General features: G+C 70.1%; 12 protein-coding genes. 3 read left to right on the top strand and 9 right to left on the bottom strand.

All coding sequences use genetic code 11. The features are described 5' to 3' along the window. Window positions 1-6: 6 nt before the first annotated feature. From PXH83_RS23815 to PXH83_RS23805, 3 genes are all read left to right on the top strand, one after another. Entirely contained in the window at window positions 7-4,641 is a 4,635-nt protein-coding gene (locus tag PXH83_RS23815; protein WP_274563038.1) for an ATP-dependent helicase, read from the top strand. Window positions 4,642-5,193: 552 nt separating this feature from the next. Then, a complete protein-coding gene (locus tag PXH83_RS23810) occupies window positions 5,194-5,985 on the top strand; it encodes an Fpg/Nei family DNA glycosylase (RefSeq protein WP_274563036.1) in 792 nt (263 codons plus the stop codon). A 36-nt stretch (window positions 5,986-6,021) separates the two neighbouring features. After that, window positions 6,022-6,786, top strand: coding sequence for an SDR family NAD(P)-dependent oxidoreductase (locus tag PXH83_RS23805; protein ID WP_274563034.1), 765 nt, complete (start codon window positions 6,022-6,024; stop codon window positions 6,784-6,786). Between the two features lie 481 nt (window positions 6,787-7,267). On the opposite strand, the gene PXH83_RS23795 is transcribed toward PXH83_RS23805, so the two are convergent. The 9 genes from PXH83_RS23795 to PXH83_RS23755 all read right to left on the bottom strand — a co-directional run. After that, window positions 7,268-7,738 (bottom strand): Dps family protein, encoded by a 471-nt coding sequence (locus PXH83_RS23795; protein WP_274563033.1) that lies wholly within the window; start codon window positions 7,736-7,738, stop codon window positions 7,268-7,270. Window positions 7,739-7,918: 180 nt separating this feature from the next. After that, window positions 7,919-8,299, bottom strand: a complete 381-nt coding sequence (locus PXH83_RS23790; protein ID WP_028814221.1) for a helix-turn-helix domain-containing protein — start codon at window positions 8,297-8,299, stop codon at window positions 7,919-7,921. A 109-nt stretch (window positions 8,300-8,408) separates the two neighbouring features. Next, entirely contained in the window at window positions 8,409-8,888 is a 480-nt protein-coding gene (locus tag PXH83_RS23785) for a CinA family protein (RefSeq protein WP_420803282.1), read from the bottom strand. A gap of 65 nt (window positions 8,889-8,953) precedes the next feature. After that, window positions 8,954-9,706 (bottom strand): CDP-diacylglycerol--glycerol-3-phosphate 3-phosphatidyltransferase, encoded by a 753-nt coding sequence (gene pgsA, locus PXH83_RS23780; protein ID WP_274563029.1) that lies wholly within the window; start codon window positions 9,704-9,706, stop codon window positions 8,954-8,956. Then, entirely contained in the window at window positions 9,703-11,169 is a 1,467-nt protein-coding gene (gene rimO, locus PXH83_RS23775) for a 30S ribosomal protein S12 methylthiotransferase RimO (RefSeq protein ID WP_274563028.1), read from the bottom strand. The genes pgsA and rimO overlap by 4 nt, the downstream gene beginning before the upstream one ends. Window positions 11,170-11,345: 176 nt before the next feature. Further along, window positions 11,346-12,176, bottom strand: coding sequence for a helix-turn-helix domain-containing protein (locus PXH83_RS23770; RefSeq protein WP_274563027.1), 831 nt, complete (start codon window positions 12,174-12,176; stop codon window positions 11,346-11,348). 190 nt (window positions 12,177-12,366) lie between these two features. Continuing rightward, window positions 12,367-15,129 (bottom strand): DNA translocase FtsK, encoded by a 2,763-nt coding sequence (locus PXH83_RS23765; protein ID WP_274563025.1) that lies wholly within the window; start codon window positions 15,127-15,129, stop codon window positions 12,367-12,369. A gap of 194 nt (window positions 15,130-15,323) precedes the next feature. Continuing rightward, entirely contained in the window at window positions 15,324-16,010 is a 687-nt protein-coding gene (locus PXH83_RS23760) for a response regulator (protein WP_214929338.1), read from the bottom strand. Window positions 16,011-16,254: 244 nt separating this feature from the next. After that, on the bottom strand, window positions 16,255-18,628 hold a 2,374-nt coding region (locus PXH83_RS23755; RefSeq protein WP_274563024.1), incomplete at its 5' end, for an ATP-binding protein.

Here is an 18,628-nt window from a genome sequence, read left to right as displayed (position 1 = left end):
GGGGGCATGGCCAGGACAGCGCTCGACTCCTTCTCCCCCGCGACCCGCAGCTGGTTCACGGGGGCCTTCAGCGCGCCCACCGCGGCGCAGGAAGGCGCGTGGCAGGCGATTTCCGAGGGCTCCGACGTCCTGGTCGTGGCCCCGACGGGTTCCGGCAAGACGCTGGCCGCCTTCCTCGCCGCCCTCGACGATCTGGCGTCCACGCCCCCGCCCGCCGACGCCAGGCGGCGCTGCCGCGTGCTGTACGTATCACCGCTCAAGGCCCTCGCGGTCGACGTCGAGCGCAACCTCCGCAGCCCGCTCACCGGCATCCGCCAAGAGGCCGTACGGCTCGGGATGCCGGAGCCCGAGGTGCGGGTCGGCATCCGCTCGGGCGACACCCCGGCCGCCGAGCGGCGGTCCATGGCGACCAAGCCGCCGGACATTCTCATCACCACGCCCGAGTCGCTGTTCCTGATGCTCACATCCGCGGCGCGCGACGCCCTCGCCGGCATCGAGACGGTCATCCTCGACGAGGTGCACGCCGTCGCGGGGACCAAGCGAGGGGCGCATCTCGCCGTGTCCCTGGAGCGGCTGGACGAGCTGCTGCCACGGCCCGCCCGCCGGATCGGCCTGTCGGCGACGGTCCGGCCGGTGGACGAGGTGGCCCGCTTCCTCTCCCCGAAGCGCAAGGTGTCGATCGTCCAGCCACCGTCGAGCAAGGAATTCGACCTGTCGGTGGTCGTCCCCGTGCAGGACCTGAGCGAGCTGGGCGGCGCCCCCGCCAAGGGGGACGACGCGGGCGACACGCCGTCGATCTGGCCTCATGTCGAGGAGCGCATCGCCGACCTCGTCCAGGCCCACCGCTCGACGATCGTCTTCGCCAACTCCCGCCGCCTCGCGGAGCGCCTGTGCAACCGGCTCAATGAGATCGCGTACGAGCGTGCCACCGGTGAGCCACTGCCCGAAGCGCACTCCCCTGCCTCGATCATGGCCGAGTCGGGCGCCGCCAAGGGTGCGCCACCACTGCTGGCCCGTGCCCACCACGGTTCGGTCTCCAAGGAACAGCGGGCCCTCGTCGAGGAGGACCTCAAGGCGGGCCGACTGCCGGCCGTCGTCGCCACTTCCAGCCTTGAACTGGGCATCGACATGGGCGCGGTGGACCTCGTCGTCCAGGTCGAGTCGCCGCCCTCCGTCGCATCCGGCCTCCAGCGCGTCGGCCGCGCCGGGCACCAGGTCGGCGCGGTCTCCACGGGCGTGGTGTTCCCCAAGTACCGGGGCGACCTGGTGCAGTCGGCGGTCGTCACGGAGCGCATGCGCAGCGGCTCCATCGAGGCCCTGCGCGTCCCCGCCAACCCTCTCGACGTACTGGCGCAGCAGCTCGTCGCCATGGTCGCCATGGACACCTGGCAGATGGACGACCTCCTTACGGTCGTCCGTCGAGCGGCCCCCTTCGCCTCGCTCCCCGAGTCCGCCTTCACGGCAGTCCTCGACATGCTCGCCGGCCGCTACCCGTCCGACGCCTTCGCCGAGCTCCGCCCGCGTGTGGTGTGGGACCGTATCGCCGGTACGGTCACGGGCCGCCCGGGCGCACAGCGCCTCGCCGTGACTTCCGGGGGCACCATTCCCGATCGCGGGCTCTTCGGCGTCTTCCTGGCAGGGGCCGACCCGAAGAAGGGCGGCGGCCGCGTCGGGGAGCTCGACGAGGAGATGGTCTACGAGTCGCGGGTCGGCGACGTCTTCACCCTCGGCACCACCTCGTGGCGCATCGAGGACATCACCCGCGACCGCGTGCTGGTCTCCCCCGCACCTGGCGTGCCGGGGCGGCTGCCGTTCTGGAAGGGCGACCAGCTGGGCCGTCCCCTCGAACTGGGCCGCGCGCTCGGCGCGTTCCTCCGCGAGGTCGGCTCGCTCACCGCCGACGACGCGCGGCTGCGCCTGTTCGCCGCCGGGCTCGACGCCTGGGCCGCCGACAATGTCCTCGCCTACCTCGACGAGCAGCGCCGGGCCGCCGGTCACATCCCGGACGACCGCACCATCGTCGTCGAGCGTTTCCGCGACGAGCTCGGTGACTGGCGCGTCGTCATCCACTCCCCCTTCGGCGCCCAGGTGCATGCCCCTTGGGCGCTGGCCCTCGGGACCCGCCTGGGAGAGCGGTACGGCATGGACGCCCAGGTCATGCACGCCGACGACGGCATCGTGCTGCGCCTGCCCGATGCGGACCTCATGGGCTTCGACCTGCTCGACGAAGAACCGTCCAGGCAGGGCACGGAATTCGACAGTGAGCAGGCTCCGCTCGGCGCTGCGGACGTCGCTTTCGACAAAGGCGAGATCAGCCAGATCGTCACTGACCAGGTAGGCGGTTCCGCCCTCTTCGCCGCCCGCTTCCGTGAGTGCGCCGCCCGGGCCCTGCTGCTGCCCCGCCGCAGCCCGGGCAAGCGAACGCCCCTGTGGCAGCAGCGCCAGCGTGCCTCGCAGCTGCTCCAGGTGGCGTCCGAGTTCGGCTCGTTCCCGATCGTCCTTGAAGCCGTACGGGAATGCCTGCAGGACGTCTTCGACGTGCCGGGCCTGACCGAGCTCATGGGCGACATCGAATCCCGCCGCGTCCGCCTCGTCGAGGTCACCACCACCGAACCGTCGCCCTTCGCCCGGTCCCTTCTCTTCGGTTACGTCGCCCAGTTCCTGTACGAGGGTGACTCGCCCCTCGCAGAGCGGCGAGCCGCCGCGCTGTCGCTGGACTCCCGGCTCCTCGCCGAGCTGCTCGGCCAGGCCGAGCTGCGCGAGCTGCTCGACGCCGATGTCCTGACCGAGCTGGAGCAGGAACTCCAGTGGCTCACCGAAGACCGCCGTATCAAGGATATTGAGGGCATGGCCGACGCCCTGCGCGTCCTGGGCCCGCTCACAGACGCCGAGTTGACGGCCCGCGGCGGCGAACCCGAGTGGGCGCAGTCCCTGGCCTCCGCGCGCCGGGCGATCCGTGTCCGTATCGCGGGGGCGGACCACTGGGCGGCCATCGAGGACGCGGGCCGCCTGCGCGACGCACTGGGCACCGCACTGCCCGTCGGCGTACCGGAAGCGTTCACCGAGCCGGTCAAGGACCCGCTCGGCGATCTCCTGGCCCGTTTCGCCCGGACCCACGGCCCCTTCACGACAGCCACCGCCGCCGCCCGCTTCGGCCTCGGCGCGGCGGTCACCGACGGTGCGCTGCACCGTCTTGCCGCGAACAGCCGTGTCGTTCAGGGCGAGTTCCACCCCGCCGGGATCGGCCAGGAGTGGTGCGACGCGACGGTGCTGCGCCGCCTCCGGCGCCGCTCCCTCGCCGCCCTGCGCCACGAGCTGGAGCCGGTGCCGCCCGCAGCGCTCGCCACGTTCCTCCCCCAGTGGCAGCACTTCAGCAGCAATCGACTGCGCGGCATCGACGGGCTGGCGCGCGTCATCGAGCAGCTGCAGGGAGCTTCCGTTCCCGCTTCCGCGCTCGAAAAGCTGATTCTGCCGTCCCGCGTCGTCGGCTACACGCCCTCCATGCTCGACGAGCTCACCACCACGGGCGAGGTCCTGTGGGCGGGATCGGGCGCTCTCCCCGGCAAGGACGGCTGGATCTCCCTCTATCTCGCCGACGCGGCGCCCCTGCTTCTGTCCCAGCCGCACCCTCTTGAACTGACCGCCCTCCACGAATCGGTTCTCACCACCCTCTCCGGGGGATACGGACTCTTCTTCCGCCAGATCGGCGACACGGTCCGCGCCACCACTCACCCCGACTGCACAGACGCCCAACTGGCCGACGTCATATGGGACCTGGGGTGGTCGGGGCGGCTCACCAACGACACGCTCGCGCCACTGCGCTCCCTCCTCGGTTCCGGTCGTACCGCGGGCTCCACCGCCCACCGGGCGAAGCGCGCGGTGCCACGCGGGCGTTACGGCACGCTCACCGCAGCCGCCCGCCCAGCCTCCCGCACCGGCCCGCCCACCGTCTCCGGCCGCTGGTCGCTGCTCCCCGCCCACGAACCGGACCCGACGCACCGCGCCCACGCCCTCGCCCGCACGCTGCTGGACCGGCACGGCGTGGTCACGCGAGGCGCGGTCGCCGCCGAAGGTGTCGAGGGTGGCTTCTCGGCGACGTACCGCATCCTGGCGGCCTTCGAGGACAGCGGGCAGGCTCGGCGCGGTTACGTCGTGGAGGGCCTCGGCGCCGCCCAGTTCGCCATGGACGGCGCGGTCGACCGCCTCCGCGCGGCCGCCACCGCACGTGAGCGCGCAGACGCGGAGTCCCCGAACCGCGCGGTGGTCCTCGCTGCGGCGGACCCGGCCAATGCGTACGGCGCTGCCCTGCCCTGGCCCGATCCCCCCGCCGAAGCGGGCCACAAGCCCGGCCGCAAGGCGGGAGCCCTGGTTGTCCTGGTGGACGGCGAACTGACCATGTACATGGAGCGCGGCGGCAAAACGCTGCTGGCCTGGCCCACCGACCGGAACGACGCGTCGTCACCGGACCCCCGCATGACCGCGGCGGCCGAAGCGCTGGCCACGGCGGCCCGCGAAGGCGCCCTGGGCACCATCACGGTAGAACGCACCAACGGCACCCCGGCCCTGACGTCCCCCCTGGGCCAAACCCTGGAATCAGCCGGCTTCCACGCCACCCCCCGAGGCCTCCGCCTCCGCCCGTAACGTCCCGCCCGCCACACACGCCCAGCCAGCGACCGCCACTACCAGGAGCCCGGATCCGGCGCCTCACCCTGCACTCGCCTTGGAACCAAATGCCCGCCCTGACCGGGGGCGAAAGCCCAGGCACTCGCTGACCGTGGCCGGGAGCCAAAGCTGCCTCCGGCCAGAGCCGGAAGAGTGCCCGCCCGGCCGGAACCCGTGCAGCGCCCGCCCCGAGTCCGTAGCCAGCTCTAGCCCCTGCTCGCCACCCGGGCCACCCGAGACCTCCCAGGCCTCCGCCCGCCTGGTGAGAGTTTCCAGGGCCGGCCAGGGCCCACCCAGGCCCCGGCGCACTCCCGCGGCGCCCGCAAACGCTCATCGGGGCCCTCCCTGGGGCCCCTGGGCCCGCCACCCCACCCCGCGAGCCCACCCACCACCACAGAGCGTCTCCCGGCGCCCCAGAACGGCCCCAAAGAGCGCCTCTGGAGACCCCGAGGGAGTCCCGCCGAGCCCTCCCCAAGGCACCTGGAAGCCCGCGCCCCAGGGTCTGGCATCCCAGGGGGTCATCATGGACCCATGCCCGAAGGAGACTCCGTCTGGCAGGCCGCCCATCGCCTGCACACCGCCCTGGCCGGTCGCCCCCTCACCCGCTTCGACCTGCGCGTCCCCCGATTCGCCACCGCCGACCTGACCGGCCGCACCGTCCTGGACGTCACCCCGCGCGGCAAGCACCTCCTCGCCCGTATCGAAGGCGGCCTCACCCTCCACAGCCACCTCCGCATGGACGGCGCCTGGAAGGTCTACGCCGCCGGAGAGCCCTGGCGCGGCGGCCCCGCCCACCAGATCCGCGCCATCCTCGGCACCGCCCACCACACCGCCGTCGGCTACCGCCTCCCCGTACTGGAACTCATCCGCACCCAGGACGAAGCAGAGGCCGTCGGCCACCTCGGCCCCGACCTCCTCGGCCCCGACTGGAACGCCGACGAAGCCCTCCGGCGCCTCCTGGAAGACCCCGCCCGCCCCCTCGGCGAAGCCCTCCTCGACCAGCGCAACCTCGCCGGCATCGGCAACGTGTATAAGTCGGAGCTCTGCTTCTTCGCCCGCGCCACCCCATGGCTCCCCATCGGCGAACTCCCCGCCCCCGACCGCCTCGTCGCCGCCGCCAAGCGCCTCCTGGAGGCAAACCGCGACAGCCCCCGCCGCCGCACCACCCTCCGCGCCCTCACCCCACCCCTGTACGTGTACGGCCGCGAAGGCCGCCCCTGCCTGCGCTGCGGCGCCCCGATCCGCGTCGCCGACCAGGGCGACGGCACCCGCGCCCGCCCCACGTACTGGTGCCCGCGCTGCCAGTTGGGCCCTACCCCATAGTTGACGCCCCGTCAGGTCCAGCCGTACCGTCCCCCCATGCCCCTCAAGGCGTACGACCTCACCGGCCGCACCGCACTGGTAACCGGCGCCGCGAGCGGCATAGGCAGGGCGAGCGCGCTGCTCCTGGCGGAGGCCGGTGCGAGCGTCCACTGCGCGGACCGCGACGAGAACGGCCTCCACGAGACCACCGCCCTGATCACCAAGGCAGGCGGCACCGCACATCCCCACCCCCTCGACGTCACCGACCGCGCCCGGCTCGCCGAGGCGGTCGCCGCAGCAGGGCGGCTCGACATCCTCGCGGCCATCGCCGGAATCATGCACTCCAGCCCGGTCCTGGAGACCCGCGACGAGGACCTCGACCGCGTCCTGGCGGTCAATTTCAAGGGTGTGCTGTACGCATGCCAGGAGGCGGCCCGCGCCATGATCGCCGCCAAAACCCCCGGCAGCATCATCACCATGGCATCGGGCGCCGTCGACGCCGCGAGCCCCGGCCTGCTCTGCTACAGCGCGGCCAAGGCTGCCGTCGTCCAGCTCACCAGGACGCTCGCCACCGAACTCGGCCGGCACTCCATCCGCGTCAATGCCGTAGCCCCCGGCTGGATCCGCACCCCCATGACCGACCGCCACGATGCGGCACTCCAGCACCAGGCCGAGGCCGCCATGGTCCGCATGTCCCCGCTCGGCCGTGTCGGAGAGCCCGAGGACATCGCGCACGCGGTCCTCCACCTGGCCTCGGACGCATCCCTCTTCACGACGGGCCAGATCCTCCGCCCCAACGGCGGCGTCGCGATGCCCTGGTAACACCAACACCGCGAGCACCCGAGGCACCGCAAGCACCCGACGCACCAGAAGCACCGGAGGTACCGAGAGCGCCGGAGGCACCGGGAGCGCCAGCACCACCACCAGCCGCCGAAACCACATGAACCGGCAGCAGGCTCAGCCCCCAGCCCCCCGCCGCCACCGCCCCCTCGACGACACCCGCCCGCTCCGGCACCAGCACCAGCCGCAGCACGGCCCACCACCACACCGCGCCCACCACAAGCAGCACCACAAGCACAGGCACCCGCAAAAGCACCCGTAGAGACGCCCGTACAGGCACTCGCACAGGCTCCCTTGCAGGCACCCACACAAACCCCATCAGACGCACCCGCCGCACCACCCCACGTCCCCGGAAGTCACGCCAAGCCATGGCAGCCTCCTCCGGCCGACGCTAGACGGGCCCGATCACCCGACGGGAGGGGCGCCGGAAGCACAACCGGCGCGTCCCGCCGCATCACGCGCCCTACACGCTCTCGGCCTGGAACATCCATGCGTGCTTCTCAAGGTCCGCGGTCAGCCCGATGATGATGTCCTGGGTCACCGGATCCGGGTCGGCCGTGGCCTCGATCCGCTCACGCATGCGGCCGACGACAACACCGAGCGCGTCCACGAGGATCCGTACGGCATCGACATCCTTGATCCACCCCTGCGGCACCTCCTGGATCGCGGTCGACCTCGCCACACTCGCGGACCGCCCGTCCGGGTTTACGCCGATCGCCGAGGCCCGCTCGGCCACCGTGTCGGAGTGCAGCCGCGCCGAGGCGACCACCTCGTCCAGCTGCAGATGTACGGACCGGAAGCGCGGGCCCACCACGTTCCAGTGGACCTGTTTGGCCACAAGGGCGAGATCCACGAGGTCGACGAGCGACCCCTGCAGAGCCTCACCCACCACCTTGAGATCCGCCTCGGGCAGGGTGCTCTTCACGACAGACATCCGTTTCCTCCTCAGGGTCCGGCTTCACGGCTCCCACCACCTTGGCATAAATGACGCAAAACGGTCATGCCAGGGCATGAAAGAGCCCCGACAGTCCTAACGAGGACCCATCGGGGCTCTTTCCTAAACTCAGAACCTCAAAAGTTCAGAGCCTCAGAGCTTCAGAATTCTCAAGCCGGATCACGCAGCGACGACGTCCACCGCTTCCGCGGGCGCCTTGATCGTCACCCGCTCCGGTGGCACTCCTGCCACCGACGTCACCGACACGGAATTGAGCATCGGGCGTACCGGTGGACGCACCGGCTCGCTCGCCGCCGACTCCGCCAGCTCAGCCAGCGACAACTCATCACTCACTTCGCGCATGAGCTCGGACATCCGTACGTCAAGCGCGTCGCAGATAGCGGAGAGCAGCTCGGAGGAAGCCTCCTTCTGCCCCCGCTCCACCTCGGATAGATAGCCGAGTGAGACTCGGGCGGACGAGGAGACTTCGCGCAGAGTACGGCCCTGGCGCTGGCGCTGCCGACGCAGCACGTCACCAAGCAGGCGACGGAGCAGAATCATCGGTGGCTCCCTCCTCGGACCGCGTAGCCGCATCCTTCACGCCCCACCGTACCGCCTTGCGCAGCGGCCGTGCGGGGAGCGATGTCGTGTTCACTCAGGGCTGCAAACATCAATTCCCCCCGTTCTGTTCCGTATCCTGTGCCCGCGCATTCTCGATCAGTTCGCCGAAGAGCAGGGTCAGCACTCTTCGTACACTCTCCATACGGATTACCGCCCGGTCCCCGTTCAACCTCAAAGGGGCCACATTCCCTGTACCGCCCGGCCCCGCAACCGCCACAAACACCGTCCCGACGGGCTTTCCGTCCTGCCCGTCCGGCCCGGCGACGCCCGTCGTTGCGATACCCCAGCCGGCCCCGAGCACGCGCCGTACACCGGCCGCCATCTGCCGCGCGACCTCCGGGTCCACGGCGCCGTGCTGCTCCAGAAGTGCCCCGTCGACCCCGAGTACGTCCCGTTTCAGCTCGGTCGTGTACGCCGTGACCGATCCGCGGAAGACCCGCGAGGCACCGGGCACGGAAGTCAGCTCGGCGGCCACCAGGCCACCGGTCAGCGATTCGGCGACGGCGAGCGTCTCGCCCCGCCCCGCCATCAGCTCAAGCACCTCAGCCGCGACGGCCCGGATCCCGGCCCCGGGCCCCACCTCGGGAACAGCAGTCACCGCGACGACTCCTCCGCAGAGTCCTGCCCAGCCCGCTCAGCCTGGCCCGTCCGCTCGGCAACCCGCTCTGCCGGCTCGACCTGCTCGGCGCGCTCCGCCTGCTCAGCCCGCTCCGCCGCGAGCCCTGCCCGCCGCAGCACGACTGCCTGCCGCACATAGTCGAGCCCGGTCAGCACAGTCAGCGCCACAGCCACCGCCATGACCCAGAACCGCGCCGTGGCAAGCGGCCCGGTCAGCGCCAGTACGTACATCCCGACCGCCACGCCCTGCAGCAACGTCTTCATCTTGCCGCCGCGGCTGGCCGGAATCACACCGTGCCTGATCACCCAGAAGCGCAGCACCGTGATGCCGAGCTCCCGGAAGAGAATGACGCCCGTCACCCACCACGGCAGATCCCCGAGCGCCGACAGACAGAGCAGCGCCGCACCCATGATCGCCTTGTCGGCGATCGGGTCGGCGATCTTGCCGAAGTCGGTGACCAGGTTGTACGTACGCGCCAGATGGCCGTCGAAGATGTCGGTGATCATGGCGACGGCGAACGCCGCCCATGCCCAGGCCCGCCAGGCCGGGTCGTAGCCGCCGTCCTGCAGCATCAGCATGACGAAGCCGGGCACGAGCACCAGCCGCACCATGGTCAGTATGTTCGCGATGTTCCACAGGCTGGCCTGATTGACGGCCGCAGCGCCCAGCTTGCCGCCGGGCGCCGGCCTACCGGAGCCGCCCGCCGCGGATGCCGGCACTCCGGTCATCTGGCCGCCTCCTCAGCACCGAGCGGTTCGGCCACCAGGTCCACACCCTCGGTCCCGACGACCTTTGCCACGACCATACGACCGACAGCCAGGCCCTGGCCCGTGGTGAAGACCACCTGGCCATCCGTCTCGGGCGCCTGGTGCGCCGCCCGGCCCACCGCGCCGTCCTCGCCGTCGACCGACTCGACCAGCACCTCGACCGTCTCGCCGAGCCGCTCCTCGGCCCTCTGCGAGGTGAGCTCGTCGGAGAGCCGCGAGATGTGCTCCAGCCGCTCCGCGATGACCTCGGAGTCGAGCTTGTGGTCGTACGTGACAGCCTCGGTGCCCTCCTCGTCGGAGTACCCGAAGACGCCGATGGCGTCGAGCCTGGCGCCCGTCAGGAAGCGCTCCAGCTCGCCCAGGTCGGCCTCGCTCTCGCCGGGGAAGCCCACGATGAAGTTGGAGCGCACACCGGCCTGCGGCGCCTTGTTGCGAATGGTCTCCAGCAGCTCCAGGAAGCGGTCGGTGTCACCGAAGCGCCGCATCGAGCGCAGCACACCGGCCGCCGAGTGCTGGAAGGACAGGTCGAAGTACGGCGCGATCTTCGGCGTGGACGTCAGTACGTCGATGAGTCCGGGCCGCATCTCGGCGGGCTGCAGGTAGCTGACCCGCACCCGCTCGATGCCGTCGACCTCGGCCAGCTCGGGCAGCAGCGTCTCCAGCAGCCGGATGTCGCCGAGGTCCTTGCCGTACGACGTGTTGTTCTCGGAGACCAGCATGACCTCCTTCACGCCCTGCTCGGCCAGCCAGCGCGTCTCTCCCAGTACGTCCGAGGGGCGCCGCGAAATGAACGAGCCGCGGAACGAGGGGATGGCGCAGAAGGAGCACCGCCGGTCGCACCCGGACGCGAGCTTCACGGAGGCGACGGGGCTGTTACCGAGCCGCTGGCGCAGCGGCGCACGCGGGCCCGAGGCGGGCGCGACACCGTCGGGAAGGTCCTCGGGAGGCGTGTCCTGCGCGTGCCCGGGCAGCGCCACGTCCGAGGCGTCCTGCCGCTCGGCGGGGCTGATGGGCAGCAGCTTGCGCCGGTCGCGCGGGGTGTGGGAGGCGTGGATGCCGCCGTTCAGGATCGTCTGAAGGCGGTCGGAGATGTCGGCGTAGTCGTCGAATCCGAGCACACCGTCGGCCTCGGGCAGTGCTTCCGCGAGCTCCTTGCCGTACCGCTCGGCCATGCAGCCGACGGCGACGACGGCCTGGGTCCTGCCATGATCTTTCAGATCATTGGCTTCCAGCAGGGCGTCGACGGAGTCCTTCTTGGCGGCTTCGACGAATCCGCAGGTGTTGACGACGGCGACGTCCGCGTCCGATGCGTCCTCGACGAGCTTCCAGCCGTCCGCTGCCAAGCGGCCTGCCAGCTCCTCCGAGTCCACCTCGTTACGGGCGCAGCCAAGAGTGACAAGGGCGACGGTGCGGCGTTCGGGCATGAGCTCAAGACTACTTTGTCCCGGCGCGCACCCCGGCCGCCAGGGTTGGCCCCGGCCCGGCGCCTCGCCCCGGAGCCCTGCCGACAGCGGGCGACCCCAGCGACCGCCCAGCGGGCGCCCGCCCGGAAAATTCGGGCGGGCTCCCTGAGAAAGAGCCTTGTCCGGGGCCCCGGAGGTCAGCCGACCTCCGGGTCACCCTTCGTGTACGTAAGCCGCTCGACCTGTCCCGGCTGGAACTCGTCGGCGACCTCCTTGCCGTTCACGAAGAGCTGCATCGCCCCGGCGTTTCCGAGCACGAGGTCGATCTGCTCCTTGTCCGTGAAGGTCTTGGACTCGCCCTGGAGGAGGAGCCCGTCGAAAAGCAGCCGCCCGTTGTGGTCCTTCGCCGAGATCCAGCTCTTGTCGTCCTTCGCGGTGAGCGCGACGGTCACTTTGTCCCGCGGGGCGGCCGCGATGGCGCTGTCCGACGGGTCCGGCTTGGGGTCGGCGGGCTTGGATGCCGAGGGCTTGGTCGACGGCTTGGTGGCGGCGGGCGTGGACCCTTCCGCGACACTGGAGCCGGTGCCGGCGTCCCCGCCGTTGAAGAGCGTGAAGCCGACGAAGCCGACCACGGCGACGATCGCGGCGACCATGGCCGCGGTCCAGTTCGGCCGACGCCGCTCGGGACGGATCCGTTCCGCCTCGAAGAGAGGCGCCGCGGGCGTCGGCGAAGGACGTCCGCCGTGCGCCGCGTCGTACTGAGCGACCAGTCCGTCGGGTTCGATTCCGACGGCGCGCGCGAGCGTACGAATGTGGCCACGCGCGTATACGTCGCCGCCGCAGCGACTGAAGTCGTCCTCCTCGATCGCGTGCACGATGGGAATGCGCACCCGGGTCGAGGCGCTGACCTCGTCGACCGTCAGACCTGCGTCGATACGAGCCTGCTGGAGGACACGACCGATCGAAGGCCGGTCGTCTTCAATTTCAATCGAAGGCCGGTCGTCTTCTGGGGAGTTGCCGATGGACACGGGGGCGCCTTTCGAGCGTGAGCCACCTGCTGGGTGTTCAGTCTAGGGGGGGTACGAAAGGGTGGGGCAACCGGGAGGGCGGACTTTGTACGCCATCAGAACGCCACACGGCCCAATGGTGGGGCCCATCGCGTCCTTCCCTTCCCTCAACTGGACGTACGAACAAGGGAAACGGTTGCTCGCCGTTCTCTTACGGGTGAGACTCCCCCCGGATCACTGCGAGCATTCCATCCAGTTCATCCGGTTTCACCAGGACATCACGCGCCTTGGAGCCCTCGCTCGGCCCGACGATGCCCCGAGATTCCATCAGATCCATGAGCCTGCCCGCCTTTGCGAAACCGACACGCAATTTCCGCTGAAGCATCGAGGTCGAGCCGAACTGAGTGGACACCACCAGCTCGGCCGCCTGGCACAGAAGGTCCAGGTCGTCGCCGATGTCCTCGTCGATTTCCTTCTTCTTCGCCGTCCCTACGACGACGTCCTCCCTGAAGACCGGCGCCATCTGCTCCTTGCAGTGCCTGACGATGGCCGAAACCTCGTCCTCCGTCACGAACGCGCCCTGCATACGAGTCGGCTTGTTCGCACCCATCGGGAGGAAGAGACCGTCGCCCTTGCCGATCAGCTTTTCGGCGCCGGGCTGGTCGAGAATGACCCGGCTGTCCGCGAGCGACGAGGTCGCGAAGGCCAGCCGTGAGGGCACATTCGCCTTGATGAGACCCGTGACGACGTCCACGGACGGCCGCTGGGTCGCGAGCACCAGATGAATTCCGGCGGCGCGGGCCAATTGGGTGATGCGCACGATCGAGTCCTCGACGTCGCGCGGCGCGACCATCATCAGGTCTGCCAGCTCGTCGACGATCACCAGCAGATACGGGTACGGCGACAGCTCCCGCTCACTGCCGGCGGGCGCGCTGACCTTGCCGTTCCTCACCGCCTGGTTGAAGTCGTCGATGTGCCGGAACCCGTACGCCGCCAGGTCGTCGTACCGCAGGTCCATTTCCCGTACGACCCACTGGAGCGCCTCGGCGGCCCGCTTGGGGTTGGTGATGATCGGCGTGATCAGGTGCGGAATGCCCTCGTACGCGGTGAGCTCGACCCGCTTGGGGTCGACGAGCACCATGCGTACGTCGTCGGGGGTCGCCCGCACCATCACCGAGGTGATCAGGCAGTTGATGCAGGACGACTTTCCGGAGCCGGTGGCGCCCGCGACCAGGACGTGCGGCATCTTCGCGAGGTTGGCCATCACATAGCCGCCCTCGACGTCCTTGCCGAGCGCGACGAGCATCGGATGGTCGTCCTCCGCCGCGTCGGCGAGGCGCAGCACGTCGCCGAGGTTGACCATTTCGCGGTCGGTGTTGGGGATCTCGATGCCGACGGCGGACTTGCCGGGGATGGGACTGATGATGCGTACGTCCGGACTGGCGACGGCGTACGCGATGTTCTTGGTCAGTGCCGTGATCCGCTCGACCTTGACGGCGGGGCCGAGTTCCACCTCGTAGCGCGTGACCGTCGGACCACGGGTGAAGCCGGTGACGGCCGCGTCGACCTTGAACTCGGTGAAGACGTTCGTCAGCGAGGCGACGACGATGTCGTTGGCGGCGCTGCGCGTCTTGCCGGGGCCTCCCCGCTCCAGCAGGTCCAGCGAGGGCAGGGCGTACGTGATGTCCCCGGCGAGCTGGAGCTGCTCGGCGCGGGGCGGCAGCGGCTGGGATTCCTCGGGGGGCGCCTTCGTCAGATCCGCCACGGGCAGCCGGGCCCCGGACACGGAGGCCGGTGTCGGCGTCGCCCCGTCCGCCTCCCGTGCCCCGGGCACGGCGGCCGTCCGCTCCCCGGAGACCCCCTGCGTCAGGTCCGCCACGAGCGGCGAGGGCGGCAGCCCGTTCAGTACCGCGCCGTCCAGCGCGGCGGCTGCGGCCGCGGCCACGTCCACGGCGTCCATGGCGCGCGCGGGCGCGGGCTGCACGGAGGGCCTGCGCGGCCGACGGCGCTGGACGAGCGCCTCCTCCTCGGCCTGACCGGGGTCATAGTCCGCCGGCGCGTGGCTGCGGCGCGCGGTTGAACGGCGCGCGCCCGCGGGCAGCGCTTCGCGCCACTGTTCGTCGTACCGGTCGTCGTCGCTCTCCTGCGCCCCGGGCGGCGGCGCCACGATCCCCAGCTTGACGCCGAGCTGCCGCAGCCGCTGCGGGATGGCATTGACCGGCGTCGCGGTGACCACCAGCAGCCCGAAGACCGTGAGCAGCAGCAGAAGCGGTACGGCGAGTACGTCGCCCATGGTGAAGATCAGCGGCATGGAGGCGGCCCAGCCGATCAGCCCGCCGGCGTCCTGCATCGCCTCGGTGCCGTCACCGCGCCCGGGCGCCCCGCAGGCGACGTGCACCTGGCCGAGTACGCCGATCACGAGGGCGGAGAGCCCGATGACGATCCGGCCGTTGGCCTCGGGCTTCTCCGGATGCAGGATCAGCCGTACGGCGATGGCGCCGAGCAGTATCGGCACGAGCAGGTCGAGCCGCCCGAAGGCACCCGTCACGAGCATCTCGACGAGGTCGCCGACGGGACCGCGCAGTTGGGCCCAGGTGCCGGCCGCGACGATCAGTGCGAGACCGAGCAGGAGCAGTGCGAGGCCGTCCTTGCGGTGCGCGGGGTCGAGTCCCTTCGCGCCGCGGCCTATGCCCCGGAACATCGCGCCCACGCCGTGCGCGAGGCCGAGCCAGAGGGCGCGTACAAGCCGGTACACGCCCCCGGTGGGGGACGGCGCCGCCTTGGGTGCGGAACTGGCCGCCGCCTTCTTGGCGGCGGCCTTCTTCGCAGGCGCCTTTTTCGCGGGCGCGGTCTTCTTCGCGGTGCTCTTCTTGGCAGGCGCCGCTTTCTTCGCGGCGCCGGTGGTACGGCCGGCGCGCGGCTTCGCGGTGCCCGCCGTGCCCTGGGAACCCTTGCCGGACGTACGTGAGGCCATGGTGGTGAGGTTACCGGTGTGGGGCCGGGTGGACACGTGTGCCCACCGCTTCACCCGTTCGTGTCGTGCACCATGGGCCGCAAGCTGACACACCCTCAGCGACTCATACGCCCCGCCCAGTCCTACGGCCCAGTCCCATAGCTCAGTTCTACGGCTCGGTTCTACGCCTCAGTCCTGCGACTCGGCGCAGCAACTCAGTTCTGCGACGGAAAAGGCGGTGCGCTGCCGCTTGTGCCCGGTTCGAGTGCATCCAGCGCCCGGCGCAGGCCGGTCAGCTTCCGCTCCAGGTGGGCCGCGGTGGCGACGGCCGCCGCATCGGCCGAGTCGTCGTCGAGCTGCTTGGAGAGCGCCTCCGCCTGCTCCTCAACCGCCGCGAGCCGTGCGGAGAGTTCGGCGAGGAGCCCCGCGGGCTCCTTCGCGTCGCCCATGCCGCCCGCCTGGCCGCCGCCCTCCAGCTGGAGACGCAGCAGCGCGGCCTGCTCACGCAGCTGACAGTTCTTCATGTACAGCTCGACGAAGACCGAGACCTTGGCGCGCAGCACCCACGGGTCGAAGGGCTTCGAGATGTAGTCCACGGCGCCGGCCGCATAACCCCGGAAGGTGTGGTGCGGACCGTGGTTGATCGCGGTGAGAAAGATGATCGGGATGTCCCGGGTCCGTTCTCGCCGCTTGATGTGCGCGGCGGTCTCGAAACCGTCCATGCCCGGCATCTGGACGTCCAGCAGAATGACCGCAAAGTCGTCCGTCAGCAGCGCTTTGAGCGCTTCCTCCCCTGACGATGCCCGTACCAGTGTCTGATCGAGCGCAGAGAGGATGGCCTCCAGCGCCAACAGATTCTCCGGCCGGTCATCGACCAGGAGGATCTTGGCCTTCTGAACCATGGCCCGTCCTCCTCGCCCCGGAAGTGCACCGGGCGCCGCCCCAGGGGACGACTCTCTTGCGTCGCCCGTCCTTGTGCCGGTCATGGTAGCCGCACCCTGCCTGTCGCCACACCCTGTCACCGCGATGTCACTGTGCACGTAGCAGAAACGCAGTGGGAGACCAGAAGGTTCCCCGTATCCCGCCGCCTCACACGCCTTCGGCCACAGTCAGTCAGCAACCCGCCGGTACACGTACAGCCAACGATCACTCCCCACGCATCCATTGATCCATCACCGTCAGCAGATGGTCAGGATCGACCGGCTTCGTAACGTAGTCGGAAGCGCCGGACTCGATGGCCTTCTCCCGGTCGCCCTTCATCGCCTTCGCCGTCAGCGCGATGATCGGCAGCCCGGCGAACTGCGGCATCCTGCGGATCGCCGTGGTCGTCGCATAGCCGTCCATTTCCGGCATCATGATGTCCATCAGTACGACCGTCACATCGTCGTGCTGCTCCAGGACTTCGATGCCCTCCCGACCGTTCTCCGCGTACAGCACGGACAGCCCGTGCTGCTCCAGCACGCTGGTGAGCGCGAAGACATTGCGGATGTCGTCGTCGACGATCAGCACCTTCTCACTGTTGAACATGATGCCGCGACGCGGCTCCGGCGCCGTCTCCTGCCCGTTCGGCGTCCAGGACTCCTGACCGCCCTGTGCCGACGGCGTCCCCGACGTCTGGCCCGGCAGCGCGGCCCGGTGATCCGTACCGCCCACCGCCTTGCGGCGCCGCCGGAACAGCCCTGCGGGCCCGGTCTGCGGGTCGGAGGCCAGCGGGGCCGGGCCGGTCTGCTGGACCGCGCCCTGCGCCGCAGCGTCGTCGGAGCTGCTGCCGCGCAGCGGCTCCATACCGCCGGGGGAGATCTGCGGGTAACCCTGGGGCGGCAGTTCGCTCGGGTTCAGCGGCAGATAGAGCGTGAAGGTCGATCCGCGGCCCGGCTCGCTCGCCGCGTGGATCTCGCCGCCGAGGAGACGGGCGATCTCCCGGCTGATGGACAGGCCGAGGCCCGTGCCGCCGTACTTCCTGCTGGTCGTCCCGTCGGCCTGCTTGAACGCCTCGAAGATCACCCGCATCTTGCTCGCCGCGATCCCGATACCGGTGTCGGTCACCGAGAAGGCGATGAGATCACCGTCCGGGTCGCGCAGCGAACCGGCCTCCAGAAGCTGCTCGCGGATCGCGTTCGGTACGTCGGCGCTGGCCGGCCGGATGACGAGCTCGACGGCCCCCGTGTCGGTGAACTTCACCGCGTTGGACAGGAGATTGCGCAGCACCTGCAACAGCCGCTGCTCGTCCGTGTGAAGCGTCGCGGGCAGTTCCGGAGACACTCGTACGGAGAAGTCGAGCCCCTTCTCCGCGGTGAGCGGCCGGAAGGTCGCCTCGACGTAGTCGACGAGCTGGACCAGCGCGATCCGGGTCGGGCTGACGTCCATCTTGCCCGCCTCGACCTTTGACAGGTCGAGGATGTCGTTGATCAGCTGGAGCAGGTCGGAGCCCGCTCCGTGGATCGTCTCGGCGAACTCCACCTGCTTCGGGGAGAGATTGCCCTCCGCGTTGTCGGCGAGCAGCTTGGCCAGGATGAGCAGCGAGTTGAGCGGTGTGCGCAGCTCGTGCGACATGTTCGCCAGGAACTCGGACTTGTAGCGCATCGAGACCGCGAGCTGCTCGGCACGCTCCTCCAGGACCTGCCTGGCCTCTTCGATCTCGGTGTTCTTCACTTCGATGTCGCGGTTCTGCTGGGCCAGCAGCTCGGCCTTCTCCTCCAGTTCGGCATTGGACGCCTGGAGGGCCTTCTGCCGGTTCTCCAACTCCTCCGACCGCTCGCGCAGTTGCTCGGTCAGTTCCTGCGACTGCTCCAGCAGCACCTCGGTCTTCGTGTTGACACTGATGGTGTTGACGCTCGTCGCGATCATCTCGGCGATCTGGTTCAGGAAGTCCTTCTGGATCTGGGTGAAAGGCTGGAACGACGCCAGCTCGATCACACCGAGGACCTTCCCCTCGAAGAGCACCGGCAGCACGATCACATGCGCCGGCGGAGCCTCGCCGAGACCGGAGGAGATCTTGAGGTAGCCCGGCGGCACGTTGTCCACCAGGATCGTGCGCTTCTCCTCGGCGGCAGTGCCGATGAGGGTCTCACCGGGCTTGAAGGACGTCGGCATCGAGCCCGCCGAGTAGCCGTAACTGCCGCGCATGCGCAGCTCGTACGGGCTGTCCTCGTCCGCCCCCACCTCGGAGTTGCCGCGCGTCGTCAGTGCGAGGAAGAACGCGCCGTGCTGGGCCGAGACGACCGGGGTGAGCTCGCTCATGATCAGCGAGGCCACGTCGTCGAGGTCACGGCGGCCCTGCATCAGACCCGAGATACGGGCCAGGTTGCCCTTGAGCCAGTCCTGTTCCTTGTTGGCGAGAGTGGTGTCGCGCAGGTTGGCGATCATCGTGTTGATGTTGTCCTGCAGGACCTGGATCTCGCCCGCCGCATCGACGTCGATCTTGAGATTCAGGTCGCCGCGGGTGACCGCGGTCGCCACGGCCGCGATCGCGCGCACCTGCCGGGTCAGGTTCCCGGCCATCTCGTTCACGGACTCGGTC

Origin of the sequence: Streptomyces spiramyceticus, assembly GCF_028807635.1 — a bacterium.
In the GTDB taxonomy this organism is placed as follows: Bacteria; Actinomycetota; Actinomycetes; order Streptomycetales; family Streptomycetaceae; genus Streptomyces; species Streptomyces spiramyceticus.
Note: the sequence above shows the minus strand (reverse complement) of the source record. Positions and strands in the feature narration are given on the sequence as shown.